An 18,399-nucleotide genomic window follows, 5' to 3' on the forward strand; every position below is an offset into this window, starting at 1 on the left:
GATCCAAGTAAAGGAACTGGCAAAGGAGCTAATTAATTAATCAATAATTTATGATAATTAAAAAACTAATATTCGAAGATTTCGAGATACAAAAATTGTCTAAAAAGCTCTAAAAACAGATTGTTAGCAATCACTACAATTTAATGTTTACAATTATAAGATTAGAAAAACTTCAAAAACTAACAATATTGAAGACAAATGACAGGAGAGAGAAATCTATCATGTATCAAAAATGGTAAACCAAATACTCAAAACCAAAAAAAATAGTTTCTAAAAACTTTTTTTAAATATTATTCGCAAATTGAGCTGGAGATACTCCAGTTCTTTTGCGAAATGATTTTGCAAATGATACTGCATTTTTAAATCCTACGCTTTCAGCAATGGCCTGAGTAGAATATTTACGATACATATGATTTGTGATCATTTCATTAATGACATAATTAATCTTAAGTTCATTAGAGTATTCTCCAAAAGATTTACCAAATCGTTTATTTACAACATAAGATAAATAAGTAGTGTTCGTTTTTATCTTTTTAGCCACATAAGGCAAAGTAAAGTCGGCGTTTAAGTATTCATGTTTACTTTCCAGGGCTAGCAACTTCTCGACTATCTTATTTTCTTTGCTTCATCAATACTTAAATTAACGTTTTCTTTCTTCAGATGAATCTCTTCTTCCGGTTCCAAATCCAGGACAATTTCCTCGGTTTCGGGTAAATTTTTCTTCTCAAGATTGGCTTTGAATTCTTCAATTAAGGCGTTCATTTTTTTATGTGCCTTATTTTTATCCCTTATATTTTTAATCAACAAGAATACAATAGCCACAAATAAAACGACATAAAAAACTTTCAGGGCTTTATTCAGAAAAACATCGTATTTATATTTCTCCTGAATAGTAACCATCTCATCGGTCAAATCTCCTACCCCTAATTTATAATTTACTTCTAAAACTTCCTCATTTAATTTTGCTTCTGATTTTTCGTAATTATCTAAATAAATTTTTGAATGTTTATAAGCCAGTTCAGGTTCCTTAAGTATATTGTAAATCTTTGCCTGATAATAATTAGATTTTAAATAATCTACCTCATTGCTTTTTGTTTCAGCAGCAATAGAGTCTGTCTTTTTAAAAAAAACTAATGCCTTATCGTATTTCTTTGTTGTATAATACAGATCGCCTAAGTTATAATTCGCAGAACATAACATATCGGGCATATTATTTTGATCTGCCAGAAAAATAATATCGTAATAGGTTTTCTCAGCATTTGCATAATCTTTCTGCCAACTATAAATATTACCTAAACTTAATTTTGCTACAATCTTATTGTCCGGAAAATTTTGAGAATAACTAATTGTCTTTTTATAAAAATATTTAGCCGAATCAAGCAAGACTGCTTGCTTTGCATTTTTCATATAATAATTTTCATATGAGCCTGCCAAAGTCAAATTGATATTACTTTTATTATTTAAAAATTGTTCTTTATTATAAACACTTTCATTTTTATCAACGAAATCATTAAGTTGTCTTAGATCTTTAATCGCTAAGCGATAATTACCTACTGCATCATTTATAGACGCAATATTATTCTTAAACTTTACTATTTGCACAATGTCCCTAATTTGCGTAGAAAGCTTTACTCCCTCTTGGTAGTTTTCAAGAGCCTTACTAAAATTACCTCTTTTCCATTCAGCCAGTCCCGCATAATTATACAGATAAGTTGTAAGTTGTACTTTATCGCGTGACTCAGGTATTTTTGCTAAATATTTTAATGCTAAGCTATATTTCTCTTTCGATTTATTAGTATTTCCCTCTAGCTGAGTCAAATAAGACAATGCCGCATTTGCAAAAGCCAAATGCTTATTATTGTTAGATTTTGCCATCTGGTTAGCAAATACCATAGCACTATCTATATTGGCATTCGCCGTTAGACGAATTTTATCTTGTAATACTAAATACTCTTGTTCTGTCAAAGCATCTTTCTGCTGAGAAATTGCGGAATTCAGAACAAAAAAGAATAAAAAGGAGATGATCAGCCTCATTCATTTTGTTTTTTGAATCTCAAAAATAGCGCATATATTTTCAATAAACTAAAATAATGTAGTGTTTATATTATTTTTCTTCTTTATCTGTTAAAAAAATATAACATTTTAACATTGTTTTGTTATATTTTTATTACGTAAATTTGTTTTTGTAAAACTATCAAAAAATGAAACCAGACTTATTTCAAGCTCCAGATTATTACAACCTAGATGATTTGCTGACAGACGAACATAAATTAGTTCGCGAATCTGCTCGTGCATGGGTAAAAAGAGAAGTTTCTCCTATTATAGAAGAATATGCTCAAAAAGCTGAATTTCCAAAACAGATCATAAAAGGGCTTGGAGAAATTGGAGGTTTCGGACCTTATATCCCTGTTGAATACGGAGGTGCCGGTTTAGACCAAATTTCATACGGCTTAATCATGCAGGAAATCGAACGTGGTGATTCCGGTGTCAGATCGACCTCATCTGTTCAATCCTCATTGGTAATGTACCCCATCTGGAAGTATGGAACTGAAGAACAACGTATGAAATATTTACCCAAACTCGCTACAGGAGAATTCATGGGCTGTTTTGGCCTGACAGAGCCTGATCATGGTTCTGATCCGGGAAGTATGATTACTAATTTTAAAGACAAAGGCGATCATTATCTTTTAAATGGTGCCAAAATGTGGATCTCAAATGCCCCTTTTGCCGATATTGCTGTTGTTTGGGCAAAAGACGAAACAGGAAGAATTCACGGATTAATTGTTGAGCGTGGCATGGAAGGTTTTACAACTCCTGAAACGCACAATAAATGGTCACTTCGTGCCTCATCTACAGGAGAATTGATTTTTGATAATGTGAAAGTTCCTAAAGAAAACCTTTTACCGAATAAATCCGGATTAGGCGCACCTCTTGGATGCCTGGATTCTGCTCGTTACGGGATTGCCTGGGGAGCAATAGGAGCTGCAATGGACTGTTATGATACTGCCTTACGATATGCCAAAGAAAGAATTCAGTTTGGGAAACCAATTGGAGGAACTCAATTACAGCAAAAGAAATTAGCCGAAATGATTACTGAAATCACAAAAGCGCAATTATTGACCTGGCGTTTAGGCGTTTTGAGAAATGAAGGAAAAGCCACAACGGCACAAATCTCAATGGCAAAACGTAATAATGTAGATATGGCAATTCATATTGCCCGTGAAGCCAGACAAATGTTAGGCGGAATGGGGATAACGGGCGAATATTCGATTATGCGTCACATGATGAACCTCGAAAGCGTTATTACTTATGAAGGAACTCATGACATTCATTTATTGATTACGGGAATGGATGTAACTGGAATTCCAGCTTTTAAATAGTAAACAACTATTAAAATATATACAAAATCAATATAAAAAGCTTCTTCTAACCGAGAAGCTTTTTATATTTGCACAAAATTTACTAAAATGAATATTGAAACTATACACAATAGCATTCAACCTCAAAAAGATCAACTTTTACAACATTCTTTATACAATAAAATCCAGAGTATTGATGATTTACATAGCTTCTTAGAAAGCCATGTCTTTGCTGTTTGGGATTTTATGTCGCTACTAAAAGCTTTACAGGCTAAACTTACTTGTACAACAACTCCCTGGTTTGCTACAAAAAACCCGGAAACAAGATATTTAATCAATGAGATTGTTCTTGCCGAAGAAACAGATTTAAGCATCGACGGAAGAAGACAAAGTCATTACGAAATGTACATCGAAGCAATGGAAGATTGTGGTGCGGATATCAACGGAATTAACAATTTTTTATCTGAAGTAAATTCACTTCATAATATATTTGTTGCCATAAAACAAAGCGCATTACATCCTAATACAAAAGCATTTCTTGACTTTACCTTTAGAGTTATCGAAGAAGGAAAACCTCACGAAATTGCCGCTGCATTTACTTTTGGAAGAGAAGATTTGATACCAAGTATGTTTACTGCGATCCTGAAAAATTTTCAAAAAAACTTACCTGAAGTCGATTTGAGTAAATTGCTTTATTATTTTGAAAGGCATATCGAATTAGATGCTGATGAACACGGGCCAATGGCGATGCAAATGATCTCAGATTTATGCGAAGATGATGCTCAGAAATGGAAAGAAGTAGAAGAAATTTCGATCCTGGCATTAGAAAAACGAATTGGACTATGGAATGCGATTGAAGAAGAAATTCTAATGAAAGCGGAAATGGCATAAAAACCAAGACAAGTTATTTAACGTAACTATTTGTTTAGAATGAACCGAAACTTAATTTATTTAAATTATGAAACCGCATTGCAAACAAATAGTTATTGTTATTCTCTCTCTATTTCTTTTAAGCTGTAACGCCGAAGATAGCGCTCCAAAAATTCCCGTTACGCCAACATTACCTGTTCTCCCTCCTGTAACACAAGTTCCCACTACCCCAATTTCCGGCTCTGTAAAGTATTTGGCTCTAGGAGACAGTTATACCATAGGTCAGAGTGTTTGTGAGACCTGCCGCTTTCCTGAACAGCTAAAAACGATCCTGAAAGCAACCTATCCCCAAACGAATCTCTCATTAAAAGTAATTGCCCAAACAGGCTGGACGACTTCTAACTTAATCACTGCTATAAACAACGAAAATCCGGATTCTAACTATGATTTAGTCACATTATTAATTGGTGTAAACAATCAATATCAGGGCAAAGATTTTTCAGTTTATGAAAAAGAATTTCCTGTTTTATTAAACAAAGCGATCGAATTGGCAAAAGGTGATAAAAAAAATGTAATTGTCCTCTCTATTCCTGATTATGCATATACTCCCTTCGCTTCTAATTATGGAGAAGCAAACCGGATGACAATATCTACCGAAATAAATCAATACAATACATTTGCCGAGAATACATGCACAAAAAATGGTGTTAGCTTTATTTCGATAACAGATATTACGCGCCAAGGGCTCAGCAATCGTAATTTAGTTGCTCCAGACGGCTTACATCCGTCAGAAATAGCTTATAAAATGTTTATTGACTGCATTTTCCCTAAAGTAAAAATGATTTTGCAGGATTAACTGAAAAACGTTTATCGAAAAAATATTCCTTAATTTTGTAAAACGCCAAAAACAGATTAAAAGAATGTCATGCAATTAAGAGCTGAAGAATTAATAGTAATAATTGATCCACAAAAAGACTTTACGGATACTGAAGGCGCTTATGCGAAAAATCACACTATTAGTCAAATACAAGAAGTTAAAGCACGAATAAATAAGTTAACAAAACGATTAAACAAGAGTAGAGTTGTAATTATCTATTCAAATTATCAGAAAGACCAATTCGGAGACGGAATTTCGATGTGCATTGAAGGAACAGAAGGTCATGAAATTGACATCTTCCTGTATGATTTCAGGTTAATCTCGAAAACACAACACAGTAGTTTTTCATCAGAAGAATTTAAAACTTATCTAAAGGAGAATTCCATTCGTTCTCTTCTATTATGCGGCTTTCTGGCAGAATATTGCATCAGACAAACTGCCATTGATGCTCTGGAAAACGGATATAATGTAACACTTCTGCAAGAATTTATCGCAACCGGAGATGATGTACAACACAGGAAACAAGATATGTTGTCTGATCTGGAAAGCAAAGGAGCAATAACAATTGATGACACTTTCGATTGTATATAATAACAGTTAATCATGCAGGTTTTACCATCAAAAGAATTAGCGCCGTATATAAAACATTATCTTTTTTTAGACAATGCGGCTACTGATATACAGAAACTCCGTTTGTTTTCTGATGGTAATACGGGTATTGTATTTTCTTTAAAAAGTAAACTGATTTCAGACTTTAGTGACTATAAAGTAAAAAGCTATTTGCCTGATTCTTTTTTATACGGACAACTCAATGGTTTTAAAGACATATATTCAGACAATGCAATCACATTGATCATTGTCGTTTTTCAGCCTGACGGAATACATCAGCTATTAGGAATTCCTGCTAATGAATTTCACGATTCTATTATTGACATTCACGATGTATTTGATCGAGAAGGCCTGGATCTTCAGGAAAAACTATCAGAAGAGATTAATAATCAGCAAAGAATTGAATTACTGAATCAGTTTTTCAGAAATCTGATTACCGAAAAATCACCATCTGATGATCTAATTATAAAAAGTTCATTGACTTTTATTATTACCAATAAAGGCTATTTTTCTCTACAGCAATTAGTTGATCATACAGGTTATACAGAAAGACATCTGGAAAGAAAATTCAAAGAATGCATCGGATTAAGTCCAAAAAAATTTGGTAACGTTATACGGCTGCATCATTTCCTAAAATTACTAAAAGACAAATCTGATACTGCCAATCTGACTACGATTTGTTATGATGCAGGATTTTCAGACCAGTCACATCTGATCAAAGAATTCAGGAAGCATACCGGAATATCGCCCAGAGCATATTTATATACTACCGGAAAATTAACCAATAATCTTATCAAAACATTCCCTGATACATTTTAAAATGTCGGTTTTATACAATTTATAGCCTTTTCTGCATACTACTTTTGATTTTCAATTAATAGCACACAATATGAAAAATCTAAAAGTAGCCACGGCGCAATTTGAAAATAAAAGCGTTGACAAAAATTATAATTTAGCTGTAATCGAAAGACTTGCTGAAAAAGCAGCCAAACAAGGTTGTGATGTAATTTCGTTTCACGAATGTTCGATAACCGGATATACTTTTGCAAGGCATTTATCGAAAGACCAAATGCTGGAGCTGGCCGAAATTATCCCAACTGGTGAAAGCATCTTAAAGCTTACTGAAATTGCCCAAAAAAATGATATCGTACTCTTGGCAGGGCTTTTTGAAAAAGATGAAAACGATAATTTATTCAAAGCTTATGTTTGTGTTGATAAAAATGGTCTGGTGGCCAAATACAGGAAACTGCATCCGTTTATTAATCCTTATCTCACGCCGGGAGATCGTTATTGCATCTTTGAAATTAAGGGTTGGAAATGTGGTATTCTAATTTGTTACGACAATAACATCATCGAAAACGTGCGTGCAACAAAGCTTCTTGGCGCCGATATTATTTTCATGCCACACGTTACCATGTGCACACCTTCTACCAGACCAGGCGCTGGTTTCGTTGCGCCGGAACTTTGGGAAAACCGTGAGGCCGATCCCACTTCTTTACGACTGGAATTCGACGGAATGAAAGGTCGCGACTGGTTAATGAAATGGCTGCCGGCAAGAGCTTATGATAACGCGATTTATGCTGTATTTTCGAATCCGATTGGTATGGATGACGATCAGCTAAAAAATGGCTGTTCTATGATTGTGGATCCATTTGGAGATATTCTGGCAGAATGCCGTTCTTTTGATGACTCTTTTGCAACTGCAATAATTACTCCTGAAAAATGCATTCAGGCGGGAGGAAACCGTTATATAAAAGCAAGAAGACCAGAATTATACCGCGATATTATTGGTCAGGATCACAAATCCGAACAAAATGTAGTCTGGCTGAACTCTGACGAAAAAAGTTAAAACTACTATTTTATCAGACTTAAAGCGAATGAAAGATTTACCTTTGCAGGATTCATTAATCTACAGAATACCTTTAATAATGGAATTTTTTAAAACTACAAATGATGATATCGATGCCGTTTTCGATATTTACAATCAAGCTACATCGTATCAAAAAACAGTCAACAATAAAAGCTGGAGAGGTTTTGAAAGAGCCCTTATAGAAAAAGAAATTGCTGAAGATCGTCATTTTATAATCAAAGAAGAAAACGAAGTTGCCTGTACATTTGTGCTTACTTTTAATGATTTGATTATCTGGAAAGAGGCCAGCAAAGATCCTGCAGTATATCTTCATCGTATTGCTACAAACCCAAAATTCAGAGGACAATCGTATGTCAAAAAAATCATCGAATGGGTAAAAGTATACGCCAGAGAAAACAATAAAGAATACATTCGTCTAGACACACACAGCGGCAACGAAAGAATAAATAAATATTACACAAGTTGTGGTTTCGACTATAAAGGAATCAGTACTATCGAATGGACAAGCGAATTACCGGAGCATTATAAAGAAGGTTCTTTTAGTTTGTTTGAGATTAAGCTTTAGAATCCTTTTGCTTAAAAACACAAACCCCCTTGTAAATCAATTTTTACAAGGGGTTTTAATTTATAGCTACATTTAAAAAATAAGAAAAAACTTAAACTAAAAAATACTGCCTTTTGAGTGTTGTCGCTATTTTTAGATTATAAATTCACTTATTAAATTTAAAGCAAAGACATTAAATTCAGTTAGTCTATATTTGGACAAATGTGTGCGAAAACATGACCAAAAAAAAGATTACTCCCTCTGATACCACAGCTTTTCCTGACAGGACTAAAACAAATTATAATGATGAATTATTGCTTGTTAATAAAAGGCTTGCGCAGCAAATAGAAGAACGAAAAAAACGTGCCGCAGAATTAGTTATTGCAAATGCAGAACTGGCATATCAAAATGATGAAAAGGAAAAGAGGGCTGCCGAATTGGTCATTGCAAACAGAGAATTGGCGTATCAGAACAAAGAGAAGCAAAAACGGGCAGACGAACTGAGTATTGCGAATTCTGAACTGCTTTTTCAAAATAAAGAAAAAGAAAAACGTGCAGCTGAACTGGTTATTGCCAATGCTGAACTGGCGTATCAAAACCAGGAAAAAGAGAATCGTGCTGCTGAACTTGTCATCGCAAACTCAGAACTGGCCTATCAAAACAAGGAAAAACAAAAACGAGCAGATGAATTAAGTATTGCCAATTCTGAACTGCTTTTTCAAAATAAAGAAAAGGAAAAACGTGCGGCTGAACTGGTCATTGCCAATGCTGAACTGGCGTATCAAAACCAGGAAAAAGAAAATCGTGCTGCTGAACTTGTTATTGCCAATAAAGAATTAAGGTTTCAAAATAAAGAAAAGGAAAGACGTGCGGCTGAACTTATAATCGCCAACAAAGAACTCGCTTATCAAAACAGAGAAAAAGAAAAACGCGCCGCAGAGCTTCTCATAGCTAATGCAGAACTTACTTTTCAGAACAATGAAAAAGAAAAACGTGCTGCTGAATTGATTCTTGCCAACAACGAACTCGAAGCTTTTACCTATATATCCAGTCATCATCTTCAGGAACCTTTACGAAAAATACAGGTTTTTTCAGACCGGATTACTACTGACGAATATCAGAACTTAACAGAAAAAGGAAAATATTATTTTGATCGTATAGAGGTTTCTGCCTCACACATGCAATCGCTAATAAATGATCTGTTAACGTATTCCAGAACAAGTGTAACCGAAAAGAAATTTGAAAACACAAATCTTAATGACATTATCAATACTGTAACTGAAGATTTAAAAGAAGAAATAATACTCAAAAAAGCCGTTGTCGAAGTATCAGGAGATTGTAATGCCGTTATAATACCATCACAATTTTACCAATTAATATGCAACTTAATTAGTAATTCGCTTAAATTTTCAACAAAGGAAAAAGCGCCTCATATTACTATAAAAAGTTTGTACACCAAACCAAAATCAAAAAAAAATCCTTCATCAGCAGATTATTGCCATATTATAATTACTGACAATGGTATTGGATTTGATCCACAATTCGAAAGCCGTATCTTCGAAATGTTCCAGCAGCTTAATAACAAGACTGATTATAAAGGAACCGGAATTGGGCTGGCAGTTGTCAAAAAAATTGTAGAAAACCATAACGGAATTATTACAGCGACTGGTAAATTACACCACGGAGCTAAATTTGACATTTATATTCCTATAATACAATAGTAATATTAAACGATCCACATTATAATTACAAACGCTACAAAAGCGTATCGCTTCATCATTGAGCTTAAGATCACAATAGTGCAGTTCTTAAAAATTACAACAAGCAGTAAAAGTTCAATCAGAATTGAAGTGCAGTTTGTCGATGTTATTGGCTTTTTACAAAATCACTTTGTTAAAACTGACTTTCAAAAAAGACAAGACCAGATTTTTGAGGAGCATTTAGTACCGCTGCCAGAAAATTTACCGTGGTTTTATTCTGAAAAACAGGCAACTTGATAGCTAAACCAGATCAAATAGTGAGATTTTGTCGAGTGATTTACTTTTAGAAGACGATTTACCTTAAAACCCCCATTAAAAACCGCATTTCTTTAGTCCATAAACGTCTAAAAACCACCTTTAAAAGTAAGTTATTAAGTACTAATCACTAAATAGTAAGAACTTAAAATGCAGTTCGTCGATTATAATTACATCTTGTCTAAAACCGGCTAATTTCTATATTAAATCTCGAATTACATTATACATTTGCACTGAAAATAAACAAAATAACAAATTTAATTTTAGTCAAATTCCCAATGAAAAAAATAATTTTAGCCTCTATTCTTATGTTAGGCCTTGTTACAGTAAATGCTCAAAATGTTACATTAAATGTAAACTTAAAACCTATCCAGACTTTAGTGGTTACTCCTGCACAAAAAATTGTAAATCTTAATTATACAACTACAGATGATTACAAAAACGGTGTATCTTCTACAAATGCAGATCAATTAACCATTTACAGTACCGGAGGTTTTCAGGTAAGAGTAAAAAGTGCAAGCGCTACACTGCAAAGCGGAAGTAAAACAATAGATGCTAATACTATCCAAATTAAAGCATCTGCTGGTTCTGATGCTGTAAATGGTGCTCAATATACTCAAAACGTTCAATTATCAAACACCGAAGCTACTTTGGTAACTTCTACAAAAGGTGGAGTAGATAAAAAAATTAGTATCGAGTATAAAGGTGCAGGTGCTAATACTTATATTGACAATTATATTCCGGGACAAAATCCTACAGTTTATACTACTGAACTTACTTATACTATTGTAAGTCAATAATACCTTTAGGTGAAATAAATAAAAAAAATGTCACAAGAAATTGTGGCATTTTTTATTTAGTTAACTTTGTTTTACTTCAATTAATTTCCCAACAGATTTTTTTAACCTACTTAAAATGAATAAACTTGTTTTACTTTTTTGTTTTTTAATTTTTCAGGCGCACGCGCAAACGGGTATTTCTGTATCACCTCCAAGAATTTATTTTGAGTCGAAACCCGGAACGAGTAGTACTCAAAAAGTAACGGTAACGAATGTCAGCCTAAAAAACACTTTGGATCTTGCCGTGAGTCTTGGTGATTGGGAGTATGATGAAAAAGGTGAAAATATGATGTACCCTTCGAATACTTTAAAAAATTCTTGTGCCAGCTGGATTTCTGTCAAAAACAATGACAATTATTTCACATTAGCCCCCGGAGAAAGAAAAGAACTGGAAGTTACTATTACACCCGTAAAGATAGCCAATGATACGCTGCCCACTCATACAGCTGTTTTATATGTAAGCCAAATGAATCCTGTGGATGATTATGATAGCAAAGGAGCAAATATCAAAGTTAGTATTCGTTCCGGAATCAAAGTTTTTCACACTTTTTCGAATAGTCTTACCAAGAAAATTGAAATTGAAGATTTAAAATTTGATCAATCTGCCAATAACCTAAACTTAAAATTTAAGAATGAATCCCAAATTTGGGTCGATGGCAAAATTTCAACTGAAATTATAAATGTCAAAACGGGTAAAAAAGTCGTGGTGAATGATATTGTTTTTTATACATTGCCGGGCAATTTACGCAAATTAAGTATTCCTGTTACTGAAACTTTAGAAAAGGGATCTTATAATGCATCTGTGATTATTGATTATGGCGATTCGTCTCAATTGGAAATGGCTGAATTAAATTTTAATTATGAATAGACATATTCTTATTATTCTCTTTTGCACCCCATTTTTTGGATTTTCTCAGGTGTCTTTTACATCTTGGGTAAATTCCTATTTACAAATTAATTCTTATAATGGGAATACCAATTCTGATGCCTATACGGTTACATTTGCCGGAAATGGTAATTTGAATGTTCCGCACTGGAAACTTTCTGCACGATTGAAACAAAACATTGTATCTGAAGATGGCAAATTTACCATTCCTTCTAATAAAATTTCTTTTCAACCCATTTCTACAACTGGTCAGGCGTATCCAAATCCGGTTCCGACAATTTCGCAAATTGGCGCTCCTTTAAATGTTTTTTTACAAGACAATAGTGAATCTTTTTTGATTCCCAATTCTAATGCCCCTATCTATAACAATCCGCAAACGCCAAATGGTTATTACAATCTTCAGCTAAAATATGCACTGACCCTTCTTGGCGGTTCTTATTTAGGGAGTTTTCCTGCCTGGACACGATTTATTGCTCCTATAGAATTTACGGCATACGACCAAAACAATGTTATAATTGGAAAGATGAGTCATGATTTCCAATTCCAAATTGGAAATATCACTGATGCACCGCCTCCTGCAGACATACTTTCTTTAAAAATAAATACGAATGCTGCGAATGGGCTTTTAGAATTTAAAACAATGCAGGATTATAATAATGGAACCAGTGTGACTTATACAGATGGACTATCAGTAACCACTAACAGTAACTTTCAGATTAAGGTAAGATCCCTTCAAAGCAACTTACAATCTGCTGCCGGAAATTCGATTCCTGTTGAAGTGATTAATTTAACTTTAGTGCCGGCAACATCTAATGCCAGTCAGCGTATTTTCCCCATTGTGCTTAGTGCTGCCAATCAAACTCTGGTACAAGGCAATAGTACTAATAACATGCCTTACCGTTTCGATATCAAATATTTTACACTACCTCAGGACATTCGTTTGATTGATGCAAAATCAGACAACTATACGACTACTTTACAATATGAGATTACCCCTCAATAATTACTAAAAGATGCGTTCTTGTAACTTTAAACTTTTATCAATCTTTTTTTTGTTCTTTATTCTGGTTAACCCTTTGAATGCTCAACAGATTCAGAATGCGGTTTCTATGGAGATAGAAAGGGATGCTTCTTTTCAAAAAGGGTCTTTACTGAGTTTAGTAGTAGTCATTAAAAACACAACACCGGATAAAATAAACGGAAAGATCAATTTTACCCTTCCTAAAGGTCTGAGAAACCCTGCGGCTCAAGGTTTAGAAATTGCGATGCTTCCTGATGAAACACGCCACATTCCTGTTAAATTTATAATTGAAGAAGAGGCTGCTGCCGGGTCTTCTGTAATTGTTTGTAAATTAACAGATGCTTCCGGAAAATTGCTTGCAGAGCAAAGCACCAATCATGTAATCGAGGTAAACAATACGCTTATTATTACTCCTTTAGAAACTTCTATTTACAGATCATCAAACAATGAACCCATAAAGGTAAAAATAAAGGTCAGCAATAAAGGGAATATCAGGCAAAATATTACTTTAGTTTGTAAGTTTCCGGACCCGACAAATGGCAATTTATTTCTGGAACAAAATGCTGAAATTGCTGTAAAAAAAGATTCCATTTTCACTTTCACTTATCTTCCTTCAAAGGAATTGGCCAAACAATCCAGCTATTCTGTACGCATATCCGGATTCAGGAATCCAAGTAAAGAAATGTTTGGCAATACTATGGTAGAAGTTCAAAATATTGCCAGCGTGCAACAATATCAAGGTGACTTATTTATTAATTTTCTGGATGAGGCACAAAACCAGATTACCTCTAGTTACAGAAGATTTGGTGGCGGAATCGATTTTTATCAGCTAAGAGGTTCCGGTGGAATCAACGTTCCTTCAGGCTATCTTTTTATGCAAGGAAATGTTGCTGTAACAAATGGTCAGGAAATTCCTTTAATCACCAATACCAATTTAGTATATCGTCAGGAACAAAATGAATATACCATTGGAAATATTAATAAACTGCTTGAAATGACTCTGGTAGGACGAGGTGCAGAATACAGCCATACGTTCGAAAAAAATCAAAAAGTTGAAGTGGGTTTTGTCGATCAAAATTATAATTTAATAGAACAGGACAGCTGGCTCAAAAATGGTTACGGTTTCTTTGCCAAAGGAATGCTTAACTCTAATAACAGCTCCCGTAATGCTTCGGGCAGCTATCTGTACCGCTATGATCCATTCGAAAAAGCAAAACATAGTATTTTGGGAACAGAAGTTAATTATGATTTTAATCCAATCTGGAGACTGAACGCAAAAGTAAACGGTGCAATGAGTATCTATGAAGTACAAGATTTTGTTAAACCTTCTTTTGCCGGAGAAACCAATTATTCGGGAAAAATTAAAAACTTCAACATCAACGGAAATTATTATTTAAGCTCTGATTATTATCCCGGAAACCGACGAGGAAGTATGCAGCTGCAGCAGAATATTGCTACCAACATCAAAAATCATAATCTGCACGCAAATGTCATTTTTTCTGATTTTTCGCCTAAGTTTTATTCATTTGAAACACAGCAAAAATCGACCAATAACAGAATAGAAGTAGGAAACCGTTTTCCCAAATTTAGAGATTTTACGCTTAATTTATTATATCAATATCAAGACGAAAGTTCTAATAGCTACAATCGACTTTTAGGAAATTCAGATAATACAGCTCAAAAAATGTTTGCCAACCGTATCGTTGAACAATTTTCATGGGTTAATAATGCATCGCGGCAATCAGCAGTTTTAGGACTTGAAACCGGTATTGTCAGATATCCGATGCAAACTGATAATAATTTTCAGATGAAGGTAAATGCGAATTATAATTACAGAAATTTTAATATTAATTCAACCTTTCAATCGGGCAGTTATTATTTATCTGAATATGCTTTTTCCAGTATTGCCGGCAATGGTGTAAATTATGAGAAGCTTTCATTATCTTTATTTTACACCAATAATTTTGTAAACGACAAAGTAAACCTGAATACCGGAATTTCTTATATCAAGGATATCGTTTACGGAAAATCACCTTCTGCATTTATAAATGCTAAATATAACGGAAAAGCATTCAGTACTTTTTTCAATTCTTCCTGGTACAATTATTCTGTTGGATCTCTTAGCAATAACACGCTAACTTTTGAAGTTGGGGTAACCATAAATCTACAGAAAACAATATTAAATCCCGATCAAAAAAGTACCATCAAAGCGGTCTTATATTACGATACAAACAATAATAATCAGTATGATCCGGGCGAAAAATACGCTGCAAATTATATGATTAACATCAATAAAGTAGCTTTGCAAACCAATGCAGACGGAATGGCAACTTATAAAAGAGTGCCTTACGGAACTTATTTCTTAAAGCAGTTTACACAAGATGGCTGGTATTATGATGATGCTACTTTTGAGGTTGACAGGCATTCGTACAGTCTTTTAATTCCGCTTCATCAAAGCGGAACAATGCAAGGAAAAGTTTCCTTTGCCTACAATGCCACAACAGTAGTTGATTTTCAGCACCGCGCTTCCGGCATCTCTTTTAGCATCATGAAAAACAATCAATTGGTCAAAAAAGTATACACTGATGATGACGGCAAGTACATATCGTTTCTTCCTATTGGTGATTATGTCATTACCATCGATGAAAAATCATTGCCTGCCAATACATTTTGCGAAGTAACAAGTTATGACATCGCTCTAAAAGCGGGAGAAATAGTAGTCGTACCTGAATTTATTATAAAAGTAAAGGAAAAGAAAATCAATACTAAAAAGTTCTCTAATTAATATTTTTACAGAAAGCCCCGTTCTTAAAACCTCTTTAGAAAATTTTTCCAAAAATTAATCCATAAAAAAACCCCGAAATACAGATTTCGAGGTTTAGTATTATTTAACTTAAAAAATTGCAGAGAGGATGGGATTCGAACCCACGATACAGTTACCCATATACTAGCTTTCCAGGCTAGCTCCTTCAACCACTCGGACACCTCTCTAAATTGGTCTGCAAATAACATAAAAAAAACTGAGTTAGAAAAGCAAAATCCAATATTAGTTTACATACTTTTTCTAAATTCTTCCATAAACAATTTTACGGCCTTTTTTTGGTACGCTCCTTCGATCGTTAACATAAACGAATCTCTTTGTGTTGTAACTCCCGTAATATTGATCGCTTTTATATTGCTCCATCCTTGTAAAGCCTTCTCTGTCACAACAGTAGCCCAATAATCACTGTCGTCAACCAATCGCAATAAAGCATGCACTGCGTTCAATTCTATAGAAACTTTTGGCTTCATATTGTTTTTCAAGAACAATTCATCCAGAAACTCTCTGGAATTAAATCCTTTTACGGGTAAAATAAGGGGCAGATCTTCTATTTTTTTAAACGAAATTTTATCTAAAACTGCCAACGGATGGTCTTTTGAAACCGCCAAAACTAATTTTGATCGGAACAAAGGCACCTTTTGAAAAGGAAGTTCGATTTCGTTTGACGAGATTACCAAAACCAAATCTAATTCATTATTTAATAATTTGTGTTCTAAAGGTTCAGTGGTGCCATATTCAATAACGATTTTTAGATGTGGATAGGTTTTAGCAAACAAATTCACGACAGGCAGAACCAAAAGTCCAAAAATATAGGTTACGCCTATTCGCAGTTCTCCACCAATCATTTGGTTCAGATCGTCGATAGCCTGTTTACCGCTTTGTACATTTTCGATCACTTGTTTGGCGTGAATCAGGAAAACAGATCCGGCTTCGGTAAGCTGAACTTTTTTGCCAATCCTTACAAACAAAGGCATTCCCAGTTCTTCTTCTAATTTTTTTATTTGTTGAGACAAGCCGGATTGTGTCACAAAACACAACTCCGCAGCTTTTGTAAAATGCAGTACTTCAGCAGTTTTAATAAAATATTGTAATTGATAAATTTCCATATTGATAAGTTATACTACTTATTATCAGTAAAATTATTAATTTTTCTAATGAAATACTAATCCCGAACTTTGTAAAAAAATATCAGTCATTATGTTTAAAGCGTTAAAATCAAAAAACTTCAAGTTATTCTTTTACGGACAATCTGTTTCGGTAATTGGAACCTGGCTGCAAAAAACAGCCGTAAGTTGGATGGTTTACAGCGTTACGGGTTCTGTTTTTTTACTTGGGTTAGCTACTTTTTTAAGCATGATTCCGTCTTTATTTCTGGCGCCTTTGGCCGGAAGTATTATTGGGCGTTACGACAGACACCGCGCCATGATTGTATTGCAATCTTTGGCAATGCTTCAGGCAGGAGCTTTGGCTTTATTGATCTATCTCAAAATTTACAACATCAACTTTATTCTGGCACTGAGTTTAATTCAGGGAATCATCAATTCCTTCGATATGACTTGCAGACAGACCATGATGATTGATATTGTTAATGACAAAGAAGATTTACCAAACGCCGTGGCCTTAAACTCGACTTTGAACAATTTTGCCCGAATTGCCGGCCCTGCATTGGCCGGAATTATTCTGCACAATTATGGTGAAGACATTTGTTTTATTGGAAACTTCCTGAGCTATATTCCTGTTTTGATTTCTTTATTGATGATGAAAATCACACCGCATATTAAAGCCACCGATAAAATGAAAATGTATGATGATTTTATCGAAGGATTAGATTACATAAAAAAAGAAACCGAAATGGCCAAAATGCTTTTAATGTTAATGTGCAGCAGCTTGTTCGTCATCTCTTTTAATACTCTTATGCCGGTTTTTGCCAAAGACATTTTTAACGGAAATGCCCAAACTTTCAGCTGGTTCGAAAGTGCCGCCGGAATTGGCTCTATTGTATCAGCTATTTATCTCGCCAATCTTAAAAAAGCCGACAATATGGGCAAAATAATGATCATAGCGAGTTTATTATTAGGTTTTAGTATCATTATAATGGCGTATTCAAATAGTTTAACTATTGCGCTTATTTGCATGGCTCTGAGTGGCGTTGGTATGATGGCACAAACCTCATCGATAAATATTTATGTTCAGACACAAAGTACCGTAAACATGCGTTCCAGAAGTATTAGCTATTATATGATGGCCTATCAGGGAATGATTCCTGTGGGAAGTTTGATTATTGGCTATGTTTCTCACATCATCGGAACCAGAAATACCGTGGCGATTCAGGGAATTATTTCTATAATTTCTGTTATTGTATATGTGTATTATAAAAATCGCAGTTCTGAAGAAGAATTTGAAACTTGCGAAGTTCAATACAAGGATTCAATTTAAAATTCCAAATTCCAAGGGAAGGCGCATTTTGAACCTTATAAGGAATTATAAATTAAGGTTAAATAATCTCAATCTGGATTCCAATTATCTACAATTTTGTCATTTCGACCCGAGGGAGAAATCACACGCGTAACTCTGCAAAGATTAAAACTTTAGGAACGGAGTTTCTAGTGTGATTTCTCGTTCCTCGAAATGACAAAAACAACGCAAAAAAAATACAGTAACCACAATCTTGTCATTTCGACCGGAGGG

16 protein-coding genes and 1 tRNA gene are annotated in these 18,399 nt (G+C 34.2%); 13 read left to right on the forward strand and 4 right to left on the reverse strand.

Annotated elements, in window-relative coordinates; all coding sequences use genetic code 11:
* Positions 1 to 283 precede the first annotated feature (283 nt).
* Positions 284 to 598, reverse strand: a complete 315-nt coding sequence (locus B0A67_RS25160; protein ID WP_242670926.1) for a helix-turn-helix domain-containing protein — start codon at positions 596 to 598, stop codon at positions 284 to 286.
* Positions 599 to 606: 8 nt separating this feature from the next.
* Positions 607 to 2,034 carry a tetratricopeptide repeat protein gene (locus B0A67_RS05130; RefSeq protein WP_242670927.1) on the reverse strand — a complete coding sequence of 476 codons (1,428 nt, stop codon included), beginning with the start codon at positions 2,032 to 2,034 and terminating at the stop codon, positions 607 to 609.
* A gap of 167 nt (positions 2,035 to 2,201) precedes the next feature.
* On the opposite strand from B0A67_RS05130, the gene B0A67_RS05135 reads away from it, so the two are divergent.
* The 12 genes from B0A67_RS05135 to B0A67_RS05195 all read left to right on the forward strand — a co-directional run bounded on the left by B0A67_RS05135 (position 2,202) and on the right by B0A67_RS05195 (position 15,675).
* A complete protein-coding gene (locus B0A67_RS05135; RefSeq protein WP_072955308.1) occupies positions 2,202 to 3,380 on the forward strand; it encodes an acyl-CoA dehydrogenase family protein in 1,179 nt (392 codons plus the stop codon).
* An 87-nt stretch (positions 3,381 to 3,467) separates the two neighbouring features.
* On the forward strand, positions 3,468 to 4,250 hold the full coding sequence (locus B0A67_RS05140; RefSeq protein WP_072955311.1) for a DUF3050 domain-containing protein: 783 nt from the start codon (positions 3,468 to 3,470) through the stop codon (positions 4,248 to 4,250).
* 67 nt (positions 4,251 to 4,317) lie between these two features.
* A complete protein-coding gene (locus B0A67_RS05145; protein WP_072955315.1) occupies positions 4,318 to 5,085 on the forward strand; it encodes an SGNH/GDSL hydrolase family protein in 768 nt (255 codons plus the stop codon).
* A 69-nt stretch (positions 5,086 to 5,154) separates the two neighbouring features.
* Positions 5,155 to 5,697 carry a cysteine hydrolase family protein gene (locus B0A67_RS05150; RefSeq protein WP_072955318.1) on the forward strand — a complete coding sequence of 181 codons (543 nt, stop codon included), beginning with the start codon at positions 5,155 to 5,157 and terminating at the stop codon, positions 5,695 to 5,697.
* Between the two features lie 12 nt (positions 5,698 to 5,709).
* Positions 5,710 to 6,534: an AraC family transcriptional regulator gene (locus tag B0A67_RS05155; protein ID WP_072955319.1), complete on the forward strand. Its 825-nt coding sequence runs from the start codon at positions 5,710 to 5,712 to the stop codon at positions 6,532 to 6,534.
* Positions 6,535 to 6,604: 70 nt separating this feature from the next.
* On the forward strand, positions 6,605 to 7,564 hold the full coding sequence (locus tag B0A67_RS05160) for a nitrilase family protein (protein WP_072955320.1): 960 nt from the start codon (positions 6,605 to 6,607) through the stop codon (positions 7,562 to 7,564).
* Between the two features lie 28 nt (positions 7,565 to 7,592).
* The gene (locus B0A67_RS05165; RefSeq protein WP_242670928.1) at positions 7,593 to 8,150 is read left to right on the forward strand and encodes a GNAT family N-acetyltransferase; all 558 of its coding nucleotides are present in this window, start codon (positions 7,593 to 7,595) and stop codon (positions 8,148 to 8,150) included.
* Positions 8,151 to 8,365: 215 nt separating this feature from the next.
* Positions 8,366 to 9,850, forward strand: coding sequence for a sensor histidine kinase (locus tag B0A67_RS05170; RefSeq protein WP_084074458.1), 1,485 nt, complete (start codon positions 8,366 to 8,368; stop codon positions 9,848 to 9,850).
* A gap of 572 nt (positions 9,851 to 10,422) precedes the next feature.
* Complete coding sequence (locus B0A67_RS05180) at positions 10,423 to 10,944, forward strand: hypothetical protein (protein ID WP_072955328.1); 522 nt, start codon at positions 10,423 to 10,425, stop codon at positions 10,942 to 10,944.
* Between the two features lie 115 nt (positions 10,945 to 11,059).
* Positions 11,060 to 11,851 carry a fimbrial biogenesis chaperone gene (locus B0A67_RS05185; RefSeq protein ID WP_072955330.1) on the forward strand — a complete coding sequence of 264 codons (792 nt, stop codon included), beginning with the start codon at positions 11,060 to 11,062 and terminating at the stop codon, positions 11,849 to 11,851.
* Positions 11,844 to 12,872 (forward strand): hypothetical protein, encoded by a 1,029-nt coding sequence (locus B0A67_RS05190; protein WP_072955332.1) that lies wholly within the window; start codon positions 11,844 to 11,846, stop codon positions 12,870 to 12,872. Before B0A67_RS05185 ends, B0A67_RS05190 begins: the two co-directional genes overlap by 8 nt.
* Positions 12,873 to 12,978: 106 nt before the next feature.
* On the forward strand, positions 12,979 to 15,675 hold the full coding sequence (locus B0A67_RS05195; protein ID WP_123887342.1) for a collagen binding domain-containing protein: 2,697 nt from the start codon (positions 12,979 to 12,981) through the stop codon (positions 15,673 to 15,675).
* A gap of 119 nt (positions 15,676 to 15,794) precedes the next feature.
* Here B0A67_RS05195 and B0A67_RS05200 read toward each other — a convergent pair.
* Positions 15,795 to 15,881 (reverse strand) — tRNA-Ser (locus B0A67_RS05200).
* Positions 15,882 to 15,941: 60 nt separating this feature from the next.
* Positions 15,942 to 16,817, reverse strand: coding sequence for a LysR substrate-binding domain-containing protein (locus tag B0A67_RS05205; protein ID WP_072955336.1), 876 nt, complete (start codon positions 16,815 to 16,817; stop codon positions 15,942 to 15,944).
* A gap of 91 nt (positions 16,818 to 16,908) precedes the next feature.
* Between B0A67_RS05205 and B0A67_RS05210 the strand changes: the two genes are divergently transcribed.
* The gene (locus B0A67_RS05210) at positions 16,909 to 18,147 is read left to right on the forward strand and encodes an MFS transporter (RefSeq protein WP_072955339.1); all 1,239 of its coding nucleotides are present in this window, start codon (positions 16,909 to 16,911) and stop codon (positions 18,145 to 18,147) included.
* The last annotated feature ends 252 nt before the right edge of the window (positions 18,148 to 18,399 follow it).

This window comes from Flavobacterium aquidurense, from assembly GCF_002217195.1.
Taxonomy (GTDB): domain Bacteria; phylum Bacteroidota; class Bacteroidia; order Flavobacteriales; family Flavobacteriaceae; genus Flavobacterium; species Flavobacterium frigidimaris.

Excerpts from the sequence above, each read along its gene's own strand:
- B0A67_RS05130 (WP_242670927.1), bottom strand. The coding sequence starts at position 2,034 with ATGAGGCTGATCATCTCCTTTTTATTCTTTTTTGTTCTGAATTCCGCA.
- B0A67_RS05135 (WP_072955308.1), top strand. The coding sequence starts at position 2,202 with ATGAAACCAGACTTATTTCAAGCTCCAGATTATTACAACCTAGATGAT.
- B0A67_RS05140 (WP_072955311.1), top strand. The coding sequence starts at position 3,468 with ATGAATATTGAAACTATACACAATAGCATTCAACCTCAAAAAGATCAA.
- B0A67_RS05145 (WP_072955315.1), top strand. The coding sequence starts at position 4,318 with ATGAAACCGCATTGCAAACAAATAGTTATTGTTATTCTCTCTCTATTT.
- B0A67_RS05150 (WP_072955318.1), top strand. The coding sequence starts at position 5,155 with ATGCAATTAAGAGCTGAAGAATTAATAGTAATAATTGATCCACAAAAA.
- B0A67_RS05155 (WP_072955319.1), top strand. The coding sequence starts at position 5,710 with ATGCAGGTTTTACCATCAAAAGAATTAGCGCCGTATATAAAACATTAT.
- B0A67_RS05160 (WP_072955320.1), top strand. The coding sequence starts at position 6,605 with ATGAAAAATCTAAAAGTAGCCACGGCGCAATTTGAAAATAAAAGCGTT.
- B0A67_RS05165 (WP_242670928.1), top strand. The coding sequence starts at position 7,593 with ATGAAAGATTTACCTTTGCAGGATTCATTAATCTACAGAATACCTTTA.
- B0A67_RS05170 (WP_084074458.1), top strand. The coding sequence starts at position 8,366 with ATGACCAAAAAAAAGATTACTCCCTCTGATACCACAGCTTTTCCTGAC.
- B0A67_RS05180 (WP_072955328.1), top strand. The coding sequence starts at position 10,423 with ATGAAAAAAATAATTTTAGCCTCTATTCTTATGTTAGGCCTTGTTACA.
- B0A67_RS05185 (WP_072955330.1), top strand. The coding sequence starts at position 11,060 with ATGAATAAACTTGTTTTACTTTTTTGTTTTTTAATTTTTCAGGCGCAC.
- B0A67_RS05190 (WP_072955332.1), top strand. The coding sequence starts at position 11,844 with ATGAATAGACATATTCTTATTATTCTCTTTTGCACCCCATTTTTTGGA.
- B0A67_RS05195 (WP_123887342.1), top strand. The coding sequence starts at position 12,979 with ATGGAGATAGAAAGGGATGCTTCTTTTCAAAAAGGGTCTTTACTGAGT.
- B0A67_RS05205 (WP_072955336.1), bottom strand. The coding sequence starts at position 16,817 with ATGGAAATTTATCAATTACAATATTTTATTAAAACTGCTGAAGTACTG.
- B0A67_RS05210 (WP_072955339.1), top strand. The coding sequence starts at position 16,909 with ATGTTTAAAGCGTTAAAATCAAAAAACTTCAAGTTATTCTTTTACGGA.